We start from the raw sequence: 21,117 nt of genomic DNA on the forward strand, positions 1-21,117 counted from the left end.
TCGTCAGGTTTTGCGCGGGTGCAGGCACTCTATCGAGCGGTCGACCATGGCTTTGGCCATTTCCAGCAGGTGCCACACGGCAAGCACTTTGGCGCGCTCGGGGCTTTGCAGTTGTTCGCCAAAGTCGAGCGCGGTGGCCGAGGCGCTGTGCAGCAGGTCGGCGGTGTAGAGCAGGGAGTCTTCGAAGCTGATTTCGTCGCTGATGGCGTAGAAATTTGTCGAGGGTTGCGGCGGGTCGGTGGGCAGGTAGTGGTCGAGCGCTCGGTTGAAGGCGGCGCGGTCTTTGGCTTGGTCACGGGGTGGATCGGGGACGATCTTGAACATGGTGTAGCTCCTATTGACCTGAAGAAGCTGCCACCGTCGCTGCTAAACGAGAAGGGTGGCGGCTGTACGCGGGTTAGCAGACCAGTCAATAGGAAAACCGGCGCACCCGAAGGTGCCCCACGCACAGCCACCATAAACTGGGGCGTAAAGCGTGTGCCTATTGAGTTCAGGCTGCTAAACCCGATCACTGAAAACCAGCGACGGACCGAAGACTAGTCACCGACTCCCCCAGGCACAAGGCCGAAAGATTCTCTAGGAAACGTCCCGCAAATTAAAGGGATTCATCTTGCTGGCCCTTTACAAGCCATGACCGCTGCATCGATTCACCTACTCGTTAGCCTGCTAACGGGATAGCCTTCCTGCACCCAAAAGTGGCACATTGTCGCACCTGCACCTGTGCATCCATCTGCTGTACGGAAAACCTCCCATGGCTCTGAGCAATTCCCAGCCCTCCGTGGCTACGGCGCCTGCCGCCGGGCAAACCAGCCCGTTGGTGATGCGTGTAATCGGCGCGGTGGCGCTGGCGCATTTGATCAATGACTTGATCCAGTCGGTACTGCCTTCGATCTACCCGATGCTCAAGGCCAATTATGGCCTGACGTTCACTCAGGTCGGTCTGATCACTCTTACGTTCCAGCTCACCGCGTCCCTGCTGCAACCGTGGGTGGGTTATTACACCGACCGCCATCCCAAGCCCTACCTGCTGCCCTGCGGGATGATCTGCACCCTGGTGGGCATCTTGATGATGTCCCAGGTGGGCAGCTTCCCGTTGATTCTGCTGGCAGCAGGCTTGATCGGGATCGGCTCGTCGACCTTCCACCCGGAAGCGTCCCGCGTGGCGCGCCTGGCTTCCGGCGGGCGTTATGGGCTGGCGCAGTCGACCTTCCAGGTGGGCGGTAACGCAGGCTCGGCGTTCGGCCCGTTGCTGGCGGCGGCGATCATCATTCCGTTCGGCCAGGGTAATGTGGCCTGGTTTGGTCTGTTCGCGGTGTTTGCGTTGTTTGTGCTGTATGCGATCAGCCGCTGGTATGCGCACCACTTGAACCTGTTCAAGCTCAAGCAAGGCCAGGCGGCCACCCATGGCCTGTCCAAGGGCCGGGTGCTGAGTGCGTTGGTGGTGCTGGGCCTGCTGGTGTTTTCCAAGTACTTCTACATGGCCAGTTTCACCAGTTACTTCACCTTCTACCTGATCGAGAAGTTCGACCTGTCGGTGGCCAGTTCCCAGTTGCATCTGTTCCTGTTCCTCGGCGCAGTGGCGGCGGGTACGTTCTTTGGCGGGCCGATTGGCGACAAGATTGGCCGTAAGGCGGTGATCTGGTTTTCGATTCTTGGCGTTGCACCGTTCACCTTGCTGCTGCCCCATGTGGACTTGTTCTGGACCAGCATTCTGAGCGTGGTGATCGGCTTTATCCTGGCCTCGGCGTTCTCGGCGATTGTGGTGTATGCGCAAGAGTTGGTGCCGGGCAATGTGGGGATGATCGCCGGGGTGTTCTTCGGGTTGATGTTCGGTTTTGGCGGGATTGGTGCGGCGCTGCTGGGGCACCTGGCTGACATCCACGGCATCGAGTACGTGTATACGCTGTGCTCGTTCCTGCCGTTGTTCGGGGTGTTGGCGATTCTGTTGCCGCGTACCAAAAAAGTCTGATTCCACGCCAATCGAGTCGGGCAGATATCCCTGCTGCCCAACGCTTGCGTCAAACGGGTAAATCAACTGCTCCTGCAAAGGGGGGCGGCGTCATGCCGGTGCCCTGATTTACGGTTGTAGCGGGTTGTAGGTGGCTCGCTTCAACTGTTCCCGCGCCCGGGACAAGCGTGAGCGCACGGTGCCGATAGGGATGTCCATGGCGTCGGCGGTGTCCTGGTAGCTGCCGTCGGTTTCCAGCGAGGCGTACAGGGTTTTACGCATTTCCGGCGGCAAGTGGGTAATCGCCCGCAGGGTTCTTTCGAGCCTGCGGTTGACCTCGAACTGCCAGTCCAGGTTGTTGTGGTCTTCCTGCCCATGCCACAGCGCTTCATCGAACTCGCAATGCACCGGTTTGGCATACAGGCGCCGGAAGTGATTGCGGATCAGGTTTTGGGCAATCCCGCACATCCACGTGCTGAGGGTGGCCTGGCCGCCGAAGCGGTCCCGGTTACGCCAGGCCTCCAGGTACGTCAGTTGCAGAATATCGTCTGCGTCTTCCGGGTTCAGTACGCGTTTATGAATGAAGCGGCGGAGTTTCTTGTGGTGGTCTTCCGACAGGTTCTGGATGGCGCGGTGCGGGTCAGGTGTAAGGTGAACTAGAACATCGACTGGGATATCCATGAATTTTTCCTCAGGGTAGACACGATCGAAATAATTTCGACGGGAACCCCCTTAGCACTGCCTGTGCCAAGCGATAAATATTTATAACTTGTTGATATATATAATTAAATATCTTGTTTTGATGCCTTTTCATGCAAGGCTTTGCACAAACCCCCACAGGTTTGTGCCGGTTTTTTCATAAGCCTCTGAATTGCCGGCAAGATGGAACCGTAATGGGTTTGCCCTCCACACAAGGACACGAATCTCCCTGTCCTGGCATTCCCCATGAAAGTCGATCCCCACGTTGATGTGCAAAAGCCCCAGAGCCTGGATCAGCCTGCGCCTGCAAGGGTTGATAACCGGCCACCTTCCCAGGCGAACACCCCGCCGATCGGCGATGACCTCGGTGCGATGTTCAACCAAGAGGTCGAGCTCAACAGCCGCGCGCTTGGCCGGCGGCAGATAGGGTTGCGCGTCATGCCAGTGGAGCAACTGGCGCTAGTCTATGATCACTTGGGGCATCCGGCTCAGGCATCCCTGGCGACCATTGCGCGCAGTGTCAGGGTTCAATTGTTGATAAACGCCAGCGTCGATAAGCTTGTGGCGATCACCGGCAATGACCCGGCCCGGGCCTACGTGGTGCTCCAGCACGTCGTCACGCAGGCCGATGCCGAAGTGCGCAGCAACGAGGCGAAACTGGCTCGCGAGGCGTTGGTGAAACTGGAGATGCGCTTCAAGCCGCAGATCCAGGCGGGCCTGAACATTGCGCTGGCGTTGCAGGCCAGCAGTGATGACCCTCAACTGCGCCAGGCGGTGCGCAGCGTGTATTACGCCAGCGTGGTCACCCGCCAGTCCCTGGCAACAATGCTGCAGGCGCTGTTGGGGCTGTTCGGCGGCGAAGACCTTGGCCAGGGGCTGAAGCTGATGCGTCGCGCCCTGGCCGACGACATTGCGGCGCTGACGCCGTCGATCGCCTCGGCCAAATTGCTCACGCTACTGGTGGGGTTGCGTGGCTGCGATCAACTGGGTGGCATCTTGTGCAATTGCCGGGACCTGATTGAGCGCCTGGCCCTCACCTACCCCGAGGTGACACGGGACGCAGTGGCCCTGCTCCAACGCTTGCTGGGTTACTCCAACACCGGGATTGCGGCTGCCGAGATCCAGCGCCTGGCCGTTGAATTGTGCGGTGTCGATGTACTCAACCAGTTGATTTCACTCAACAGCGTTTATCCGATGCTCAAGAGCCTGCCGCTCGCCGTGTGGCGTGATAACAGGGGGCGTGAGGACTGCCTGAACAGCTTTTTGCTGGTGATGGACGAATACGCACGCACCGAGCGCGGGACCCGGCAGGGTATGGCCCCGCAGGGCCCCGATACATGAGTGCGTTACGGGCCATCAATGGTGTGCTGCTGAAGGTTGCACAACGTGCCGAAGTCATGGGCGCAGTGGTCATCATGGCCATTGTGTTTATCTTTATTGTGCCGCTGCCCACCTGGCTGGTGGATATCCTGATTGCCCTGAATATCTGTATCTCGTGCCTGTTGATCGTACTGGCGTTGTACCTGCCGGGGCCGCTGGCGTTTTCTTCGTTTCCGTCGATCCTGTTGCTGACCACCATGTTTCGCCTGGCCCTCTCGATTGCCACCACGCGATTGATCCTGCTGGAGCAGGATGCCGGCGATATCGTCGAGGCTTTCGGCAACTTCGTGGTGGGCGGCAATCTGGCGGTCGGGTTGGTGATCTTCATGATCCTGACCATCGTCAACTTCCTGGTGATTACCAAAGGTTCGGAGCGTGTCGCTGAAGTGGCGGCGCGGTTCAGCCTGGATGCCATGCCCGGCAAGCAAATGTCCATCGACAGTGATTTGCGTGCCGGTCTGATCGATGGCGAACAGGCCCGGGACAAACGCGAGCAATTATCCCGCGAGAGTCAGCTGTTCGGGGCCATGGACGGGGCCATGAAATTCGTCAAGGGCGACGCCATCGCCGGGCTGATTATCGTGGTGATCAACTTGCTGGGCGGTTTCTCCACCGGCATGTTCCAGCACGGCATGAGCGCCAGCGATTCCATGGCGCTGTACTCGGTACTGACCATCGGTGATGGCCTGATTGCGCAGATTCCCGCGCTGCTGATTTCCTTGACCGCGGGCATGATCATCACCCGCGTGGCGCCGTCCGGGCGTAACAAGGGCGCCAACAACATGGGCGCCGAGATCGCCCGGCAAATGACCAGCGAACCCAAGAGCTGGATCATCGCCTCGGTCGGCATGCTCGCCTTTGCGGCGCTTCCGGGGATGCCGACGGTGGTGTTTATCCTCATTTCGCTGATCACCGGTTCCCTGGGTTACTTCCTGGTGCGCCAGCGCCAGAAGCGCGAGCAGCCGGAGCAAGCGGGCGCCGATGCGGTCGCCCCGCAAGACAACGGTGAAGAAGACCTGCGGGGCTTTGATCCGTCGCGGCCTTATCTTTTGCAGTTCCCGGCAAGCCGGGTGAAGAGGCTGAAGTGTTTATCGCCATGCGTCCTGTCATCAAAGATGAGCACATCAGCGTGCCCCGCCCCTCCCTGCTCACGCCAGCCCGGAGCAACCCACAATGAAACGCCCCCTCTCCTGCGTCACCTTGATTGGCCTCGCACTGCTCATCGTAGGTTGCACGCCAACGTGCAAGGGCGACTCCTGCTCACGTCCGCAATCCAGCGCCAATAAAATGGTGGTCTGGTGGCCGCCACAGATGCGCGTAGAACCCGGCCCTGCCGGCGAACGCTCGGATTATCAGACCATATCCCTGGAGCGGTGAACCCCATGGGATTACCCGACGATTATCAACATCGCCAGGTTTTCCTGGACCAGCTGGTGAGCGGCAATGACGCTCACCTGCCCCTCTCTCCAGGTATTACCCTGCTCCCCATCAAGGCTGGCACCCAACGGGGCCTGGCCTTGCAGATAGCACCCGAGGCCTTACAGGCCGGGCAGTTGCAGCACGTGCTTGAACGGCGCTTTGAACATGCGCTGGCGTTCGACGGGTGCTTTGTCTACCTGGACGCCAAGGGCGCGCTGGTGATCTGCCGAAAAACGTGAAAGCGGCATGATGCGTTGCAGTTCCTGCACCAGCTCCGGCTGATTGAATTCAAGCCAGCTGAGGATCGACTTGCTCTCCTGAATCCCGAGGAACTGCGGCCCGCTCAGCAGCATCGCCCGGGTCATGCGTTCGATGATCAAGCTCTCTGCGGTGAAGCGCTCCCGTACCGTGTTTGGATTCAGTGCCTTCGATAGGCTCAGGCACCACAGGTGCTGGTTTTCGCTCAACACCCCGTCAATCGGGCGATGGCAGGTGTCACTCAGCAGCGCCAGCATCAGTTCGAGCTGCGCTTTTGATGCGAGGGCCAGTCGAAGCACCGTGACGTGGGGTGTGGCGGGCAGGCATGGCGGGATACCCAGTGTTGTGCTCGCCAAGGCGTGATTGCTGCGACAGAGTGCGTCCAGAGCGCGATACGTGTCGGCGACGTTCCAGTCCGCATGTGCAGACCTCCAGGGGAAGGCCCACCACTGTACCCAGTTCAAGTGTTCAGTCATTTGGCGGCTGGGCCGGCGCAAGTGCGGTTTGCCGACGCTGTTTACGCAAGAACGCTGCCGCGATGATCGCGAGAACGAAGCCTGCCAGTGACAACAGGATGCTGGTTCGCCAAAAACTCTGGTCGCTTTCTGGAATTAGGAAGGGCCCCAAGTAGCTCAGGCGCTGCTGCTCCTGATAGGCCGTTGCCGGTACAAAGACCACTGTGAGCTTTTGTGAGTTATCCACAGCGGTGGTCATACCGGGGATGCTGCTTGCGACCATCCTGCGGACACGCGCCCGGATATTGTCGGGGTCCAGCCGCGGGTCATGTTTGATGAATACCGACGCGGACGCGGGCTGTACCGGTTCCCCGGGTGCTATGCGTTCAGGCAGTACAACGTGTACTCGAGCCACAATCACTCCGTCTATGTTTGACAAGGTGGCTTCCAGCTCTTGAGACAAGGCATAAATATAGCGGGCGCGTTCTTCAAGTGGGGTGGAGATAACGCCTTCCTTGCGAAAGGTATCGCCCATGGTGGTGCGGGCAACTCTGGGCAACCCGACGGCCTCCAGTGTGCGTACGGCTCGGCTGATGTCGGCGTTTTTGACCCGCACAACAACACCGTCTTTGGCGGGGATCTTTTGCGCGCGTATGTGTTTGTCTGCCAATTCTGCGATGACTTCGTTGGCTTCTTGTTCGGAGAGCTGGCGATGAAGTTCGACGCTTTCGCCACAGCCATTAAGCATGAGTGTCAGGAATACGATGAGCCCGGTGGACAGGGGACGGATCATTTTTACCTACTGCAGGTTGCTGATTTTTTCGACGCACTGTGCGGTTTTTCCCGCACACTTCGTAAGTATCTGAGTTAACAACATCGTGTTTGAGAGCTCGGTGGAGTAGTTAAGTTTTTCTTTTTCGTTGTTGCTGGAGTTAAAGGCTTTCAGGCCTCTGCTCATACGGTTTGTCGACTTGACCAGCAAGGCTGATGCATCTGTCAGGATATTCGAGATGTTCGTTGGCGCGGCGGTATTAAAGGCACGTATCGAGTGCTCCATCTCTGATTCGAAAAAATGTGCATCTTGAGTTTTTTGTGAGGGGGTGGAGGCTGGCTGAATCCAGGAAGTTGTAGTAACTCTGGTGCTTTCTAACGAAACATCATTTTCTGTCTGCATACAAAGCTCCTTGGGCCGAAATAAAAAAACCGCACCTGCCTAAAGGCAGGGCGGTCTGTTGGTTAGCGAATTGCTTCAATGTTTTTTTTCTTTTCGGTAATTTTTAAAGCCTCGATACCGTCCATGATCGACGCTCGGGCTTCTTTTATTCTTAACTGCTTGAGGTCTTCGTTTTCACCGCTGCCGTAGCCCTGAGACGGATAGGTATTGGTCTGGGCGGTACCACCGATAGTGGACATATAGTTACTCCATTATTTCGAATGAAAAGGAATGTACTCGTGGCCGTACTTGATGTGTACGCACCTTTGTTGGGCGTTCACGTTAGCTCTAGCAAGGCCCGTAGCTTGTGTGGTTGTAGCGACGGTGGCGTTCCACATTTCAGAAGGGCCGCTGTATCTGAATATTTCTCGCTGCACCGGGCACTAGGCTAGTGATATATCCAGTTGCTTCATGCGGTAATAGAGCGTGCGTTTTGCAACCCCCAGTTCAACGGCCACGCCATCAACACATTGACCGTGACGGCGAAGCGACTCTTCAATCAGGGTTTTCTCGATTTGCTGCAGCTGGCCCTTGAGGCAGGTTTCTGTCTTTTGATGGCCCGCCACCGACTCTGAAAGCGGTGGCAGGCCCAATACAAAACGTTTGGCCGCCGAGCGCAGTTCACGCACGTTGCCCGGCCAGGGATGGCACAGCAACCGTTGCAGCAGTGCACTGGAGGGCGAGGGTGCCGGGCACTTAAAGTACTCTGATTCTTCGCGAATCATGTTCAGGAACAATGGCACAATCCGCTCGCGGCGTTCCCGCAGGGGCGGCAGCTGGATATCCACAACGTTCAGGCGAAAATACAGGTCGCGCCTGAACGCTCCCTGTTCGACCATTTCATGCAGTGATTGCTGTGCGGAGGCGATGACTCGCATATCCACCGGAATAAACCGCGTGGAGCCCAGGCGTTCAACGCCCCGGCACTCCAGCACTCGCAGCAGCTTGGCCTGCAGGTTGAGGGGCATGCTGTCAATTTCATCGAGGTACAAGGTGCCCAGGTGGGCGGCTTCGACGAACCCTGCCCGGGATTGCATCGCACCGGTATAGGCGCCGCTGTTGACCCCAAACAATTGGCTTTCAGCCAGGCTCTCCGGTATCGCGGCGCAGTTGACGGCAACAAAGTTGCCCTTTCGGCGGGACAGCAGATGTATGCGTTGTGCCAAGGTGTCTTTACCGGTCCCGGTTTCCCCCAGTAGTAGCATATCGATATTAAGTGTGGCGGTATTATGGATAGTGGCTTCAATGGCGGGGTATTCGGTAAGGGGTGAGTCTGTTACATCCTCATTGTGATAGGAGGCCGGCATATTGTTGTTGCTCCAATATTGGGTCGCATCACTGTTGTTAGACTTTGTTAGTCCTTTCGAATGCCAGGAAGTAAATCGGAAAACAGCTGCTTTGTCATCTTGGGCAAGAGGTCAAGAGGCGGCGCTCAGCCTATAGAAAAGATTAAGGGTGGGGCAGAGTAAAAAGAAGGCAACTCGTTTTGTTAGTTTGATTTCTCATTGTGTAAAGGATAAATCCTAAAGTGGTTGGGGAATTTTGGAATCTGAAGGTTTTTTGTCGCCAAGTGATGGGTTATTGGTTTTGTAAGTGTTTTTGTTTTTTAATGTATAAAGTTAACGAATGTGTCGTACTGCCTGGTTGTTCAATGCAAAAGTGTTGCCCACAAAAAAGCCGATGCAGGGCATCGGCTTTTTATTTGCGGCACGGGCCGCAGGTGACGCTTACACGTTGAAACGGAAGTGCATCACGTCGCCATCCTTGACGATGTATTCCTTGCCTTCCAGGCGCCATTTACCGGCTTCCTTGGCACCGGCTTCACCCTTGAACTGGATGAAGTCGTTGTAGGCGATGACTTCGGCGCGGATGAAGCCTTTTTCGAAGTCGGTGTGGATCACGCCAGCCGCTTGCGGGGCAGTGGCACCGACCTTGACGGTCCAGGCGCGGACTTCTTCAACACCGGCGGTGAAGTAGGTCTGCAGGTGCAGCATTTCGTAGCCGGCGCGGATCACGCGGTTCAGGCCAGGCTCTTCCAGGCCCAGGGCCTCGAGGAACATGTCTTTCTCTTCGCCGTCTTCCAGCTCGGCGATTTCCGCTTCGATCTTGTTGCAGACCGGTACGACCATCGCGCCTTCTTCTTCGGCAATGGCCATGACCACGTCGAGCAGCGGGTTGTTCTCGAAACCGTCTTCAGCCACGTTGGCGATGTACATCACAGGCTTGGTGGTCAGCAGGTGGAAGCCCTTGATCACGGCCTTTTCGTCGGCGCTCATGCTCTTCATCAGGCTGCGTGCCGGCTTGCCCAGGGTGAAGTGGGCAATCAACTGCTCCAGCAGGGCCTTCTGGACCACTGCGTCCTTGTCGCCGCCCTTGGCGTTACGCGTCACTTTTTGCAGCTGCTTCTCGCAGCTGTCGAGGTCGGCGAAGATCAGTTCCAGGTCGATGATCTCGATGTCGCGTTTCGGGTCTACGCTGTTGGAGACGTGAATCACGTTCTCGTCTTCGAAGCAGCGGACCACGTGCGCGATAGCATCAGTCTCACGGATGTTGGCGAGGAACTTGTTGCCCAGGCCTTCACCTTTCGACGCGCCGGCAACCAGGCCTGCGATGTCGACGAACTCCATGGTGGTCGGCAGGATGCGCTTTGGATTCACGATGGCCGCCAGGGCGTCCAGGCGTGTATCGGGCATCGGCACGATACCGGTGTTCGGCTCGATGGTGCAGAAGGGGAAGTTCTCCGCCGCAATCCCGGATTTGGTCAGGGCGTTGAACAGGGTGGACTTGCCGACGTTAGGTAGGCCGACGATGCCGCAATTGAATCCCATGGTGTTTCCCCTCGGGTAAAGAGTCAGGCCTTCTGGCTGTGCAGGTTTTTCATCGCACGGTTCCATTCACCGGCGAAGATATCCGGCAGCACGCCGAGGGCAAAATCGATGCTGGCATCGAGTTTTTCCTGTTCGGCGCGTGGCGCACGACCCAGGACGAAATTTGAAACCATACTGGCAACGCCCGGGTGGCCGATGCCAAGCCGCAAGCGGTAAAACGTATTCTGATTGCCCAACTGCGCGATGATGTCCCGCAGGCCATTATGCCCGCCATGGCCGCCGCCTTGCTTGAGCTTGGCAACGCCGGGTGGCAGGTCAAGTTCGTCATGGGCCACCAGGATTTCTTCGGGTTTGATCCGGAAGAAGCCCGCAAGCGCCGCGACAGCCTGGCCGCTGCGGTTCATGTAGGTGGTGGGAATCAACAGACGAACATCCTGACCCTGATGCGAAAAGCGTCCGGTCAGGCCGAAATATTTGCGATCGGCCGTAAGGTTTACACCTTGTGCGTGGGCGATGCGCTCAACAAAAAGGGCCCCCGCGTTATGCCGGGTCTGTTCGTATTCGGCGCCTGGATTTCCCAGGCCAACGATCAGTTTAATGGCAGTCACGACAGGGGCCCTTCCTTTGGAGTTGTGGATAACATCGCCGTGGGTGCGGCGAAAGTGGACGACAAAAGCTTATTAACCGTTAGAGGCCAACTTCGCATTCTCGCCCGCTTTCTCGCTACGTTCCGGTCCGCGATGTTTCCTCAAGCTCCGGCATTACAGAGTGAATTACTCTGCAGCGCCTTCTTCAGCTTCTGGTGCAACGCGTGGAGCGTGTACGTTTGCAACAGCTTTGTCATCACCGTGAGCCAGTGCAACAAACTCAACGCCTTTAGGGGCCTTGAGGTCGGACAGGTGGATGATGTCGCCGATTTCAGCAGCCGACAGGTCGACTTCGATGAACTCAGGCAGGTCTTTCGGCAGGCAGGTCACTTCGATCTCGGCTACAACGTGCGAGATTTCGCCGCCTTTCTTGACAGGAGCTTCTTCACCAACAAAGTGCACAGGCACGATAGCGGTCAGTTTTTGACCGGCTACAACGCGAATGAAGTCAGCGTGCAGTACGTGGCCCTTGGCTGGGTGACGTTGCAGTGCCTTGATGATGACGTTCTGCTTCTTGCCACCCACGTTCAGCTCGATGATGTGGCTGTAGGCCGCGTCGTTTTCGAGCAGTTTGGCGATTTCTTTAGCCAGCATGCTGATGGATTCAGGGGCTTTTTCGCCACCGTAAACTACAGCTGGAACCAGGCTTGCGAGACGACGCAGGCGGCGGCTCGCACCTTTCCCCAGGTCGGAACGCAGTTCAGCATTCAAAGTAAATTCGTTCATGTTGTATCTCCAAAATAACCACATTCGCCCTAGCGTTTGCGACCAGCGCTAAAGGCGATATGGGCAAAAAAGCCCCGCCCCAACAGAATGCTGGGGCGGGGCGCTTTTCGTCAGGTTGATGCAGCTAAGGTTTGACCCTTAACGGAACATCGCGCTGATCGATTCTTCGTTGCTGATGCGGCGAACCGCCTCGGCAACTACCGGTGCGATATCCAGTTGACGGATACGCGAACAGGCTTGAGCGGCAGCGGACAACGGGATGGTGTTAGTCACCACCAGTTCGTCCAGCATTGAGTTCTCGATGTTCTCGATCGCTCGGCCCGACAGCACAGGGTGTGTGCAGTAGGCGAAGACTTTTGCTGCACCGTGCTCTTTCAAGGCTTTCGCCGCATGGCACAGGGTGCCGGCGGTGTCGACCATGTCATCAACCAGAATACAGGTACGCCCTTCGACATCACCGATGATATGCATCACTTCAGAGTGATTGGCTTTCTCGCGGCGTTTGTCGATGATCCCGAGGTCCACGCCCAGGGATTTGGCAACAGCCCGTGCACGCACGACGCCACCAATGTCCGGGGACACTATCATCAGGTTTTCAAAGCGCTGGTCTTCGATGTCATCCACCAGGACGGGGGAGCCGTAGATGTTATCTACCGGAATATCGAAGAACCCCTGGATTTGGTCAGCGTGCAGGTCAACCGTGAGAACACGGTCGATGCCTACCACGGTCAGCATGTCAGCAACGACTTTCGCGCTGATAGCTACACGTGCGGAACGCGGACGGCGATCCTGACGGGCATAACCAAAGTAAGGGATTACAGCTGTGATTCGAGTCGCTGAGGAGCGGCGGAAGGCATCAGCCATCACGACGAGTTCCATCAGGTTATCGTTGGTCGGAGCGCAAGTCGGCTGAATAATGAAGACGTCTTTACCGCGAACGTTCTCATTGATCTCGGCTGTAATTTCGCCGTCGGAGAATTTACCGACAGAGATGTCACCGAGAGGGATATGCAGCTGACGTACAACACGCCGAGCCAGATCGGGGTTAGCATTCCCCGTAAAGACCATCATCTTGGACACGCGCAGTACCTAGAGGCTGAGGGTAACCTGGATGAGTATAGAAAATGGCAGGGGCGGCTGGATTCGAACCAACGCATGGCAGGATCAAAACCTGCTGCCTTACCGCTTGGCGACGCCCCTGTATCTGTTGCAACGAGTACCCAGTACTCGGTTCCTTTAGAGCAGACTTTGCAGCTTGCGATGCAACATCGAAACGTTGCTTCCCTTTGCTACAAACCCTGTAAGGGTCTCTGTAAGAAGGGCCGAGACTTTATCAGCTTCAGCTTTGTTTGGGAAGCCCCCAAACACACAACTTCCAGTTCCGGTTAATTTTGCTTCGGTAAATTTACCTAACAAATTCAATGCGTTACGTACATCTGGATAACGCCTTGCTACAACCGGTAAGCAGTCATTTCGACTGTTTCCCTTGGGAACGGGGCGCACTTTAATGGGAGGAGAGTTACGTGTCAACAGTGGATCTGAAAAAATTTCTGCTGTACTTACAGATACTTGCGGAACAAGCACGACATACCACGGCTCTTCGGGGTCTACAGGGGTGAGTTTCTCCCCCACGCCTTCGGCAAAAGCGGCGTGCCCACGCACGAAAACCGGGACGTCCGCGCCCAGTGTCAGGCCCAGCGCCGCCAGGCGATCGTGGTCCCAACCCAGCTGCCACAAGTGATTCAGGCCGAGCAATGTCGTTGCGGCATTCGAGCTGCCGCCACCGATGCCGCCGCCCATGGGCAAGATTTTTTCGATCCAGATGTCGATGCCCAATGGGCAACCGGATTGTTCCTGGAGTTTTTTCGCGGCCTTCACAATCAGGTTGCTGTCGTGAGGCACGCCTTCGAATTCGGTGTGCAGTCGAATCACGCCGTCATGGCGAACGGCGAAGGTCAGCTCATCGCCGTAGTCGAGAAATTGAAAAATAGTCTGCAGCTCGTGATAGCCGTCTTCACGACGACCGAGAATGTGCAGCATCAAATTCAGTTTGGCCGGAGAGGGCAGGGTCAGACGTTGCGCTGTCATCTCACTGCCCCAGCTTGCGCGGTTGCCAGTCCTTGATCACCAGCGTGACGTCAAGGTCGGTGCCATGCAGCTTGATACGCTCAGGCAGCCAGTAACCGTTCTGTTGCACATAGCTCAGGTACTCTACCTGCCAGCCATCCTGTTCCAGCGTAGCCAGGCGGCTGTCGCCATTGAGGCTCAGGCGGCTCTTGCTGTCTGGCGCCGGAAGACCGCGTACCCACCACACCAGGTGCGATACGGGGAGTTTCCAGCCCATCTGTTCTTCCAGCAGGGCTTCCGGCGTCGGCGCCTCAAAGCGGCCCTGATTGGCCACTTCCAGGCTGACTTGCCCCGGTCGGCCGGTCAGGCGTGCCGCACCGCGGCCCAGCGGGCCGGACAGGCGAATGTCGTAATAGTCCTGGCGTTGCAGCCAGAACAAGGTGCCGCTGCCTGAATCTTTCGGGGCGCGAATGCCGACCTTGCCCTCGATCTGCCAGCCGTCAAGGCTGCTCAGTTGATCCTTGTGCTGCTGCCATTGCGCGGGGTTGCCCGGGCCTTCGACAGATTCACGGGTGCCAAGGCCTGAACAGCCGGCGAGCAGGGCGATAAAGCTGAAAACGATGACGTGGCGCAAAAACATAAAATTAAAGGGTCTCGGATCCGGTCAGGCGCTTGATGGTACTGCGCAGGATTGGGCTTTCGGGCTGTTCCTTGAGGAACTTCTCCCAGATTTGTCGCGCTTCACGCTGCTTGCCGTTGGCCCAGAGCACTTCGCCCAGGTGTGCGGCCACTTCCTGGTCGGGGAAGCGCTCCAGTGCCTGGCGCAGCAGCCGTTCGGCTTCGTCCAGGTTACCCAGGCGGTAATTCACCCAGCCGAGGCTGTCGAGTACGGCCGGGTCTTCCGGGTTCAGCTGGTGAGCCTTTTCAATCAACTCCTTGGCTTCGGCGTAACGCGTTGTACGGTCGGACAAGGTGTAACCCAGGGCGTTCAGTGCCATGGCGTTGTCCGGATCGCGCTTGATGATCAGGCGCAGGTCTTTTTCCATCTGCGCCAGGTCATTGCGTTTTTCCGCCTGCATGGCGCGGGTGTACAGCAGATTCAGGTCGTCCGGGTATTGCAGCAAGGCTTGCTGGAGGATTTTCCAGGCGCGATCGCCTTGCTTGTTGGCCGACAACGTCTCGGCCTGGATCAGGTACAGCTGGATCGCGTAGTCCGGCTCGGCCTCCCGTGCGGCGGCCAGGCGTTTTTCGGCCTCGTCGGTGCGACCGTTGCTCATCAGGATATCGGCCTGGCGCAGTTGCGCCGGCAGGTAATCATTGCCTGGGCCGACCTGGGCGTACTCAAGCAATGCGGCCTGCGGGTCGTTACGCTCTTCAGCGATGCGGCCCAGGTTCAGGTGCGCCGAATCAACGTGGCTTTCGCGGGCGATCAAGTCTTCCAGGTAGCCCTTGGCCTCATCCCATGCCTTGGCTTCCAGGCACACCAGCGCCAGGGAGTAGCGCAGTTCGTCATCGTCCGGGTATTGCTGCACGAGGTTGGCGAATTGCACCTTGGCGTCTTCCATGCGGTCCTGTTCAACCAGCATGCGGGCATAGGTCAGCAGCAGGCGTTTGTCGCCCGGGTACTTCTTGATGCTTTTTTCCAGCAGCGGAATCGCTTCCTTGCCGCGGTTGAGGTTCTGCAGCAGGCGGGCGCGCAGCAGGATTGGCGCTATCTCGCCGTCTTCCGGTGGATGCTGCTCCAGCAGTTTCAAGGCGGCCTCGGATTCATCATCCTGTTGCAGCAACAGCGCCTTGCCGAAAATCAGCTGGCTGTTGTTCGGGTGTTTTTGCAGCAGGCGGTCGAAACTCTTCATCAGGCCGTTGCGGGTGTCCTGATCGGTGTCGGCGGCCGACAGCGCGAGGAAGTCGAAATGCGTGTCGCCCTTGCCCTGCAGGACTTTCTCCATATACACCATGGAGTCGTCATAGCGCCCGGCGCGGGCCAGTTGGATGGCGGCTGCCCGTTGCGCCTCGAGATCGTCCGGGGCGTTTTTCGCCCAGATCAGCGAGGTGTCCAGGGCGGCCTGATCGGCGCCCAGGTACTCGGCGATACGAAACGCGCGCTCGGAAATCCCCGGATCCTGAGTATTGATGGCCTGGGTCACGTAGTTATCCAGGGCAATGTCGAAACGATTGCGCTGGCCGGCCAGCTCCGCGCTCAGCAGGCTGAAGATCGTTTCTTCACTGAACGAGGAATAAACCTTGGGCTTTTCAGGGGCGGGGGTGCTGTCTTCTACCGGCGGCGTACCGTCCGGCGACACGGGTGCCATGGCCTGGCAGCCGCTGAGAAAGACAAAAGCAAGGAGCAACGCGGAAGATCTATTCATATAGGAGGAGGACGACTAACCTGCGGTCGGATCATCATGACACAAGCCTTCGGCCAAACATAACCGGGGCGCCCGTAATACGCTTATTGCTTTCCCTGTAGGAGCGAGCTTGCTCGCGAAGATCGTCAACGATAACGCGTTCATTCTGGATTGACGCGTTGGCTGAGGGTTTTTCGCGAGCAAGCTCGCTCCTACAGGATGCCTTTATAGACACAAGGCATTAGGACAATAGACTACGGTGGTTGTTCTGAATCATTCGAAGTAGGACAATTGTCGGCTTCCCGACATCATCAGCGATATTGAATGGCCTTCCTTGCACTCGGTATTAACCACAAGACTGCTTCTGTAGACGTCCGCGAGCGCGTGGCTTTTACTCCCGAGCAGTTGGTTGAGGCCTTGCAGCAGCTCTGCCGGCTCACCGACAGTCGCGAAGCTGCGATCCTTTCGACCTGCAATCGCAGTGAGCTCTATATAGAGCAGGAACATCTTTCCGCGGATGGGGTGCTGCGTTGGCTGGCCGATTACCACCATTTGAGCCTTGATGAGCTGCGCCAAAGCTCATATGTGCACGAAGAGGATGCGGCAGTTCGTCACATGATGCGCGTCGCCTCCGGGCTCGATTCGCTGGTGTTGGGCGAACCGCAGATCCTCGGCCAGATGAAGTCGGCCTACGCCGTGGCCCGCGAGGCCGGCACTATCGGTCCGCTGCTGGGGCGCCTGTTCCAGGCCACCTTCAATTCCGCCAAGCAGGTGCGCACCGACACCGCCATCGGTGAAAACCCGGTATCCGTGGCGTTTGCCGCCGTCAGCCTGGCCAAACAGATTTTCAGTGACTTGCAACGCAGCCAGGCCCTGCTGATCGGCGCCGGCGAGACCATCACCCTGGTCGCCCGCCATCTGCATGAACTGGGGGTAAAGCGCATCGTCGTCGCCAACCGTACCCTGGAGCGCGCCAGCATTCTCGCCGAGCAGTTCGGTGCCCATGCCGTACTGCTCTCGGATATCCCGGCCGAACTGGTGCGCAGCGATATCGTCATCAGTTCCACCGCCAGCCAGCTGCCGATCCTTGGCAAGGGCGCGGTGGAAAGCGCGCTGAAACTGCGCAAACACAAGCCGATTTTCATGGTGGATATCGCCGTTCCCCGGGATATCGAGCCTGAAGTCGGCGAGTTGGACGACGTTTACCTCTACAGCGTTGACGACCTGCACGAAGTGGTGGCCGAAAACCTCAAGAGTCGCCAGGGTGCAGCCCAGGCCGCCGAAGAGATGGTCAGCACCGGTGCCGACGAATTCATGGTGCGCCTGCGTGAACTGGCGGCAGTGGACGTGCTCAAGGCTTACCGTCAGCAAGGCGAACGCTTGCGGGACGAGGAATTGATAAAGGCCCAGCGTATGCTCGCCAATGGCAGCAGCGCCGAAGATGTACTGATGCAACTGGCGCGCGGCCTGACCAACAAATTGCTGCACGCCCCCAGTGTTCAGTTGAAAAAGCTTACCGCCGAAGGCCGCCTCGATGCGCTGGCCATGGCCCAGGAACTCTTTGCCCTCGGTGAGGGCGCGACAGAAAGCTCTTCGGATAAAAAACCGCAATGAAAGCGTCACTGCTCAATAAACTGGACGTCCTTCAGGACCGTTTCGAAGAACTGACCGCCCTGCTCGGCGACGGCGAGGTCATCTCCGATCAGACCAAGTTCCGCACCTATTCCAAGGAATACGCGGAAGTTGAGCCGATCGTGGGCACCTATAAACAGTTGCTCAAGGTTCAAGCTGACCTCGAGGGCGCCCAGGCGCTGCTCAAGGACAGCGACCCGGACATGCGCGAAATGGCCGTTGAAGAAGTGCGAGAAGCCAAGGACAAGCTGATCGAACTGGAAGGCGACCTGCAGCGCATGCTGCTGCCAAAGGACCCTAACGACGGGCGCAACGTGTTCCTCGAAATCCGCGCCGGCACCGGCGGTGACGAGGCGGCGATTTTCTCCGGCGACCTGTTCCGCATGTACTCGCGGTATGCCGAACGTCGAGGCTGGCGGGTCGAGATTTTGTCCGAGAACGAGGGCGAACACGGCGGCTATAAAGAAGTCATCGCCCGGGTTGAAGGCGAGAATGTCTACGGTAAGCTGAAGTTCGAGTCGGGCGTGCACCGCGTGCAGCGGGTTCCGGCAACGGAATCCCAGGGCCGCATCCACACCTCGGCGTGCACCGTGGCCGTGTTGCCCGAGCCGGACGAGCAGGAAGCCATCGAGATCAACCCGGCAGACCTGCGGGTCGACACCTACCGCTCATCGGGCGCCGGTGGTCAGCACGTGAACAAGACCGACTCGGCGATCCGTATCACTCACTTGCCTTCGGGCATCGTGGTGGAGTGCCAGGAAGAACGTTCCCAGCACAAGAACCGTGCGCGGGCCATGTCCTGGCTGTCGGCCAAGCTCAATGACCAGCAGACCAGCGCCGCCGCCAACGCGATTGCCAGCGAGCGTAAATTGCTGGTGGGTTCGGGCGACCGGTCCGAGCGTATCCGTACCTACAACTTTGCCCAGGGCCGGGTCACCGACCACCGCGTCAACCTGACGCTGTACTCTTTGGACGAAATCCTTGCCGGTGGCGTTGATGCGGTAATCGAGCCATTGTTGGCCGAATACCAGGCCGACCAGCTCGCGGCGATAGGTGAATAAATGACCATTATCGCCAGCCTGTTACGCGCCGCCGACCTGCCGGACTCGCCCACTGCGCGCCTGGACGTGGAATTGTTGCTGGCCGCTGCCTTGGGCAAGTCCCGCAGCTACCTGCACACCTGGCCGGAAAAAATCGTCAGCAGCGAAGATGCACTGACCTTTGCCGACTACCTGCAACGCCGCCGCACCGGCGAGCCTGTGGCCTACATCCTCGGCCAGCAAGGCTTCTGGAAGCTCGATCTGGAAGTGGCGCCGCACACGCTGATCCCGCGTCCGGAAACCGAGATGCTGGTGGAAGCCGCCCTCGAATTGCTGCCTGCCATACCGGCCAAGGTCCTCGACCTGGGCACCGGCAGCGGCGCAATTGCCCTGGCCCTGGCCAGCGAACGCCCGGCCTGGCAAGTCACTGCCGTCGACCGCGTGCTGGAAGCCGTGGCCCTGGCCGAACGCAACCGCCAGCGCCTGCACCTGAATAACGCCACGGTGCTGAACAGCCATTGGTTCAGCGCCCTTGAAGGTCGCACTTACAACCTGATCATCAGCAACCCGCCTTATATAGCCGATACCGATCCGCACCTGGTGGCGGGGGATGTGCGCTTTGAGCCGGCCAGCGCGCTGGTGGCCGGGCATGACGGCCTGGACGATTTGCGGCTGATCATCGCCCAGGCGCCTGCGTACCTCGACGCCGCGGGCTGGTTGTTGCTGGAACACGGTTACGACCAGGCGCCCGCCGTGCGCGACCTGCTGCTGGGCGAAGGCTTCGAAGATGTCCACAGCCGCATCGACCTCGGTGGCCATGAGCGCATCACCTTGGGGCGCCGGCCGTGATGAATGATCAGGAGCTGTTGCGCTATAGCCGACAGATTCTGTTGCAGCATGTCGACATCGAAGGCCAGTTGCGCCTGAAAAACAGCCGCGCGCTGATCGTCGGGCTCGGTGGCCTTGGTTCGCCGGTGGCGCTGTATCTGGCGGCGGCGGGTGTGGGTGAGCTGCATTTGGCGGATTTCGACACGGTCGACCTGACCAACCTGCAACGCCAGATCATCCATGACACCGACAGCGTCGGCCTGAGCAAGGTCGATTCGGCGATTCGCCGCCTGAGTGCGATCAATCCTGAAATACAGTTGGTCGCCCATCGCAGTGCGCTGGATGTTGATTCCCTCGCGGCTGCCGTGGCGGCGGTCGATGTGGTGCTCGATTGCAGCGACAACTTCTCCACCCGCGAAGCAGTCAACGCTGCCTGTGTCGCCGCCGGCAAGCCTCTGGTCAGCGGCGCGGCGATTCGCCTCGAAGGCCAGCTGTCGGTGTTCGACCCACGGCGCGCCGAAAGCCCGTGCTACCACTGTTTATACGGGCACGGCAGCGAAACCGAACTGACCTGCAGCGAAGCCGGTGTCATCGGCCCGTTGGTGGGCCTGGTCGGCAGCCTGCAAGCCCTGGAAGCCTTGAAATTGCTGGCCGGTTTCGGCGAGCCGCTGGTGGGGCGGCTGTTGTTGATCGACGCTCTGACCACGCGTTTTCGCGAGCTGCGGGTCAAGCGTGACCCCGGTTGCAGCGTCTGCGGCAGCCACCATGGTTAAGGACGCGCCGATTGGTGTGTTCGACTCCGGCGTCGGCGGCCTGTCGGTGCTGGACGAAATCCAGCGGCTGCTGCCCCACGAATCGCTGCTGTACGTGGCGGATTGCGGGCACATTCCCTACGGCGAGAAAACCCCGGCCTTCATCCTTGAGCGCTCGCGACGGGTGGCCGAGTTTTTCCGGGAGAAGGGCGCCAAAGCCTTTGTGATTGCCTGCAACACGGCGACTGTTGCCGCAGTCGCCGACTTGCGCCAGGACTATCCCGACTGGCCGCTGGTAGGTATGGAGCCTGCGGTCAAACCCGCCGCCGCCGCGACCCGCAGTGGGGTGGTCGGAGTGCTCGCGACTACCGGCACCCTGCAAAGCGCCAAGTTCGCCGCCTTGCTCGACCGCTTCGCCACCGATGTGCGGGTGATCACCCAGCCGTGCCCGGGCCTGGTGGAACTGATCGAGACCGGCGATTTGGGCAGCCCGGCCTTGCGCCAACTGTTGCAGGGGTATGTCGAACCGCTGATCGCTGCCGGTTGCGACACCATCATCCTCGGCTGTACCCACTACCCCTTTCTCAAGCCGTTGCTCGCCGAGATGCTCCCGCCGACGATTATTCTGATCGACACGGGCGCGGCCGTAGCGCGTCAGTTGCAACGTCTGTTGAGTGATCGCGAACTGCTGGCCACTGGCAGTCCCGTGCCGGCACAGTTCTGGACCAGCGGCGATCCAGTGCACCTAAGAAAAATCCTACCCACCCTATGGAATTTTCCCGGCGTTGTGCGTAGCTTTGGCCTGTGAAAAATTCGTGAAATAACCGAATTACTGACTGAACTTCTGCATAAACGGCGACTTCTATAGCAAGTTAGC

The 21,117-nt window shown here is 58.6% G+C and carries 21 protein-coding genes, 1 tRNA gene and 3 pseudogenes; 10 read left to right on the forward strand and 15 right to left on the reverse strand.

The window, feature by feature from the left end:
- Positions 1-3: 3 nt before the first annotated feature.
- On the reverse strand, positions 4-324 hold the full coding sequence (locus D109_RS0105110) for a DUF6124 family protein (RefSeq protein ID WP_017475967.1): 321 nt from the start codon (positions 322-324) through the stop codon (positions 4-6).
- 427 nt (positions 325-751) lie between these two features.
- On the opposite strand from D109_RS0105110, the gene D109_RS0105115 reads away from it, so the two are divergent.
- Positions 752-1,969, forward strand: coding sequence for an MFS transporter (locus D109_RS0105115; protein ID WP_017475968.1), 1,218 nt, complete (start codon positions 752-754; stop codon positions 1,967-1,969).
- Positions 1,970-2,077: 108 nt separating this feature from the next.
- Here the strand turns inward: D109_RS0105115 and D109_RS0105120 are convergent, their stop codons facing one another.
- Positions 2,078-2,629: an RNA polymerase sigma factor gene (locus tag D109_RS0105120; protein ID WP_017475969.1), complete on the reverse strand. Its 552-nt coding sequence runs from the start codon at positions 2,627-2,629 to the stop codon at positions 2,078-2,080.
- Between the two features lie 264 nt (positions 2,630-2,893).
- Here D109_RS0105120 and sctW point away from each other — a divergent pair, with 264 nt between their 5' ends.
- From sctW to D109_RS1000000134825, 4 genes and pseudogenes are all read left to right on the forward strand, one after another.
- Positions 2,894-3,988, forward strand: a complete 1,095-nt coding sequence (gene sctW, locus D109_RS0105125; RefSeq protein ID WP_017475970.1) for a type III secretion system gatekeeper subunit SctW — start codon at positions 2,894-2,896, stop codon at positions 3,986-3,988.
- Positions 3,985-5,085 (forward strand): annotated as a pseudogene (locus tag D109_RS01000000131725) (FHIPEP family type III secretion protein); the annotation flags it as partial. The gene sctW and the pseudogene D109_RS01000000131725, both read left to right, overlap by 4 nt.
- Positions 5,086-5,200: 115 nt before the next feature.
- On the forward strand, positions 5,201-5,404 hold the full coding sequence (gene hrpT / locus D109_RS1000000134820; RefSeq protein ID WP_026077788.1) for an HrpT family type III secretion system protein: 204 nt from the start codon (positions 5,201-5,203) through the stop codon (positions 5,402-5,404).
- A 5-nt stretch (positions 5,405-5,409) separates the two neighbouring features.
- Positions 5,410-5,670 (forward strand): annotated as a pseudogene (locus D109_RS1000000134825) (transcriptional regulator); the annotation flags it as partial.
- On the opposite strand, the pseudogene D109_RS1000000135205 reads toward D109_RS1000000134825, so the two are convergent.
- From D109_RS1000000135205 to D109_RS0105205, 13 genes and pseudogenes are all read right to left on the reverse strand, one after another.
- Positions 5,659-5,847, reverse strand: a pseudogene (locus D109_RS1000000135205) (hypothetical protein); the annotation flags it as partial. The pseudogenes D109_RS1000000134825 and D109_RS1000000135205 sit on opposite strands and share 12 nt — an antisense overlap.
- Positions 5,848-6,172: 325 nt before the next feature.
- Positions 6,173-6,952: a type III secretion system inner membrane ring lipoprotein SctJ gene (gene sctJ / locus D109_RS0105150; RefSeq protein WP_017475974.1), complete on the reverse strand. Its 780-nt coding sequence runs from the start codon at positions 6,950-6,952 to the stop codon at positions 6,173-6,175.
- 6 nt (positions 6,953-6,958) lie between these two features.
- A complete protein-coding gene (locus D109_RS1000000134830) occupies positions 6,959-7,333 on the reverse strand; it encodes an EscI/YscI/HrpB family type III secretion system inner rod protein (protein ID WP_017475975.1) in 375 nt (124 codons plus the stop codon).
- 62 nt (positions 7,334-7,395) lie between these two features.
- Positions 7,396-7,572 (reverse strand): hypothetical protein, encoded by a 177-nt coding sequence (locus tag D109_RS0105160; RefSeq protein ID WP_017475976.1) that lies wholly within the window; start codon positions 7,570-7,572, stop codon positions 7,396-7,398.
- A 183-nt stretch (positions 7,573-7,755) separates the two neighbouring features.
- Positions 7,756-8,679, reverse strand: coding sequence for a sigma-54-dependent Fis family transcriptional regulator (locus D109_RS0105165; RefSeq protein ID WP_017475977.1), 924 nt, complete (start codon positions 8,677-8,679; stop codon positions 7,756-7,758).
- Positions 8,680-9,099: 420 nt separating this feature from the next.
- Positions 9,100-10,200 carry a redox-regulated ATPase YchF gene (ychF, locus tag D109_RS0105170; protein ID WP_017475978.1) on the reverse strand — a complete coding sequence of 367 codons (1,101 nt, stop codon included), beginning with the start codon at positions 10,198-10,200 and terminating at the stop codon, positions 9,100-9,102.
- Between the two features lie 23 nt (positions 10,201-10,223).
- The gene (pth, locus tag D109_RS0105175; RefSeq protein WP_017475979.1) at positions 10,224-10,808 is read right to left on the reverse strand and encodes an aminoacyl-tRNA hydrolase; all 585 of its coding nucleotides are present in this window, start codon (positions 10,806-10,808) and stop codon (positions 10,224-10,226) included.
- A gap of 165 nt (positions 10,809-10,973) precedes the next feature.
- On the reverse strand, positions 10,974-11,573 hold the full coding sequence (locus D109_RS0105180; protein ID WP_017475980.1) for a 50S ribosomal protein L25/general stress protein Ctc: 600 nt from the start codon (positions 11,571-11,573) through the stop codon (positions 10,974-10,976).
- A gap of 138 nt (positions 11,574-11,711) precedes the next feature.
- Positions 11,712-12,653 carry a ribose-phosphate pyrophosphokinase gene (locus D109_RS0105185; RefSeq protein WP_003208392.1) on the reverse strand — a complete coding sequence of 314 codons (942 nt, stop codon included), beginning with the start codon at positions 12,651-12,653 and terminating at the stop codon, positions 11,712-11,714.
- Positions 12,654-12,698: 45 nt separating this feature from the next.
- Positions 12,699-12,773, reverse strand: a tRNA-Gln gene (locus tag D109_RS0105190).
- 36 nt (positions 12,774-12,809) lie between these two features.
- Positions 12,810-13,661, reverse strand: coding sequence for a 4-(cytidine 5'-diphospho)-2-C-methyl-D-erythritol kinase (gene ispE / locus D109_RS0105195; RefSeq protein WP_017475982.1), 852 nt, complete (start codon positions 13,659-13,661; stop codon positions 12,810-12,812).
- Between the two features lies 1 nt (position 13,662).
- Positions 13,663-14,280 carry a lipoprotein insertase outer membrane protein LolB gene (gene lolB / locus D109_RS0105200; protein WP_017475983.1) on the reverse strand — a complete coding sequence of 206 codons (618 nt, stop codon included), beginning with the start codon at positions 14,278-14,280 and terminating at the stop codon, positions 13,663-13,665.
- Between the two features lie 4 nt (positions 14,281-14,284).
- Positions 14,285-16,009 (reverse strand): tetratricopeptide repeat protein, encoded by a 1,725-nt coding sequence (locus D109_RS0105205; protein WP_026077790.1) that lies wholly within the window; start codon positions 16,007-16,009, stop codon positions 14,285-14,287.
- A 303-nt stretch (positions 16,010-16,312) separates the two neighbouring features.
- Here D109_RS0105205 and hemA point away from each other — a divergent pair, with 303 nt between their 5' ends.
- From hemA to murI, 5 genes are read left to right on the forward strand one after another with little or no spacing between them, the layout of a single operon-like run.
- Positions 16,313-17,602 (forward strand): glutamyl-tRNA reductase, encoded by a 1,290-nt coding sequence (gene hemA / locus D109_RS0105210; RefSeq protein WP_026077791.1) that lies wholly within the window; start codon positions 16,313-16,315, stop codon positions 17,600-17,602.
- On the forward strand, positions 17,599-18,681 hold the full coding sequence (gene prfA / locus D109_RS0105215; protein ID WP_003208405.1) for a peptide chain release factor 1: 1,083 nt from the start codon (positions 17,599-17,601) through the stop codon (positions 18,679-18,681). Before hemA ends, prfA begins: the two co-directional genes overlap by 4 nt.
- On the forward strand, positions 18,682-19,509 hold the full coding sequence (gene prmC / locus D109_RS0105220; RefSeq protein WP_017475987.1) for a peptide chain release factor N(5)-glutamine methyltransferase: 828 nt from the start codon (positions 18,682-18,684) through the stop codon (positions 19,507-19,509). It abuts the gene before it with no gap.
- Complete coding sequence (locus D109_RS0105225) at positions 19,506-20,261, forward strand: molybdopterin-synthase adenylyltransferase MoeB (protein WP_026077792.1); 756 nt, start codon at positions 19,506-19,508, stop codon at positions 20,259-20,261. Before prmC ends, D109_RS0105225 begins: the two co-directional genes overlap by 4 nt.
- Positions 20,254-21,048 carry a glutamate racemase gene (gene murI / locus D109_RS0105230; protein ID WP_017475989.1) on the forward strand — a complete coding sequence of 265 codons (795 nt, stop codon included), beginning with the start codon at positions 20,254-20,256 and terminating at the stop codon, positions 21,046-21,048. The genes D109_RS0105225 and murI overlap by 8 nt, the downstream gene beginning before the upstream one ends.
- Positions 21,049-21,117: the final 69 nt, after the last annotated feature.

The organism is Pseudomonas sp. PAMC 26793 (genome assembly GCF_000313235.1).
Classification (GTDB): domain Bacteria; phylum Pseudomonadota; class Gammaproteobacteria; order Pseudomonadales; family Pseudomonadaceae; genus Aquipseudomonas; species Aquipseudomonas yamanorum.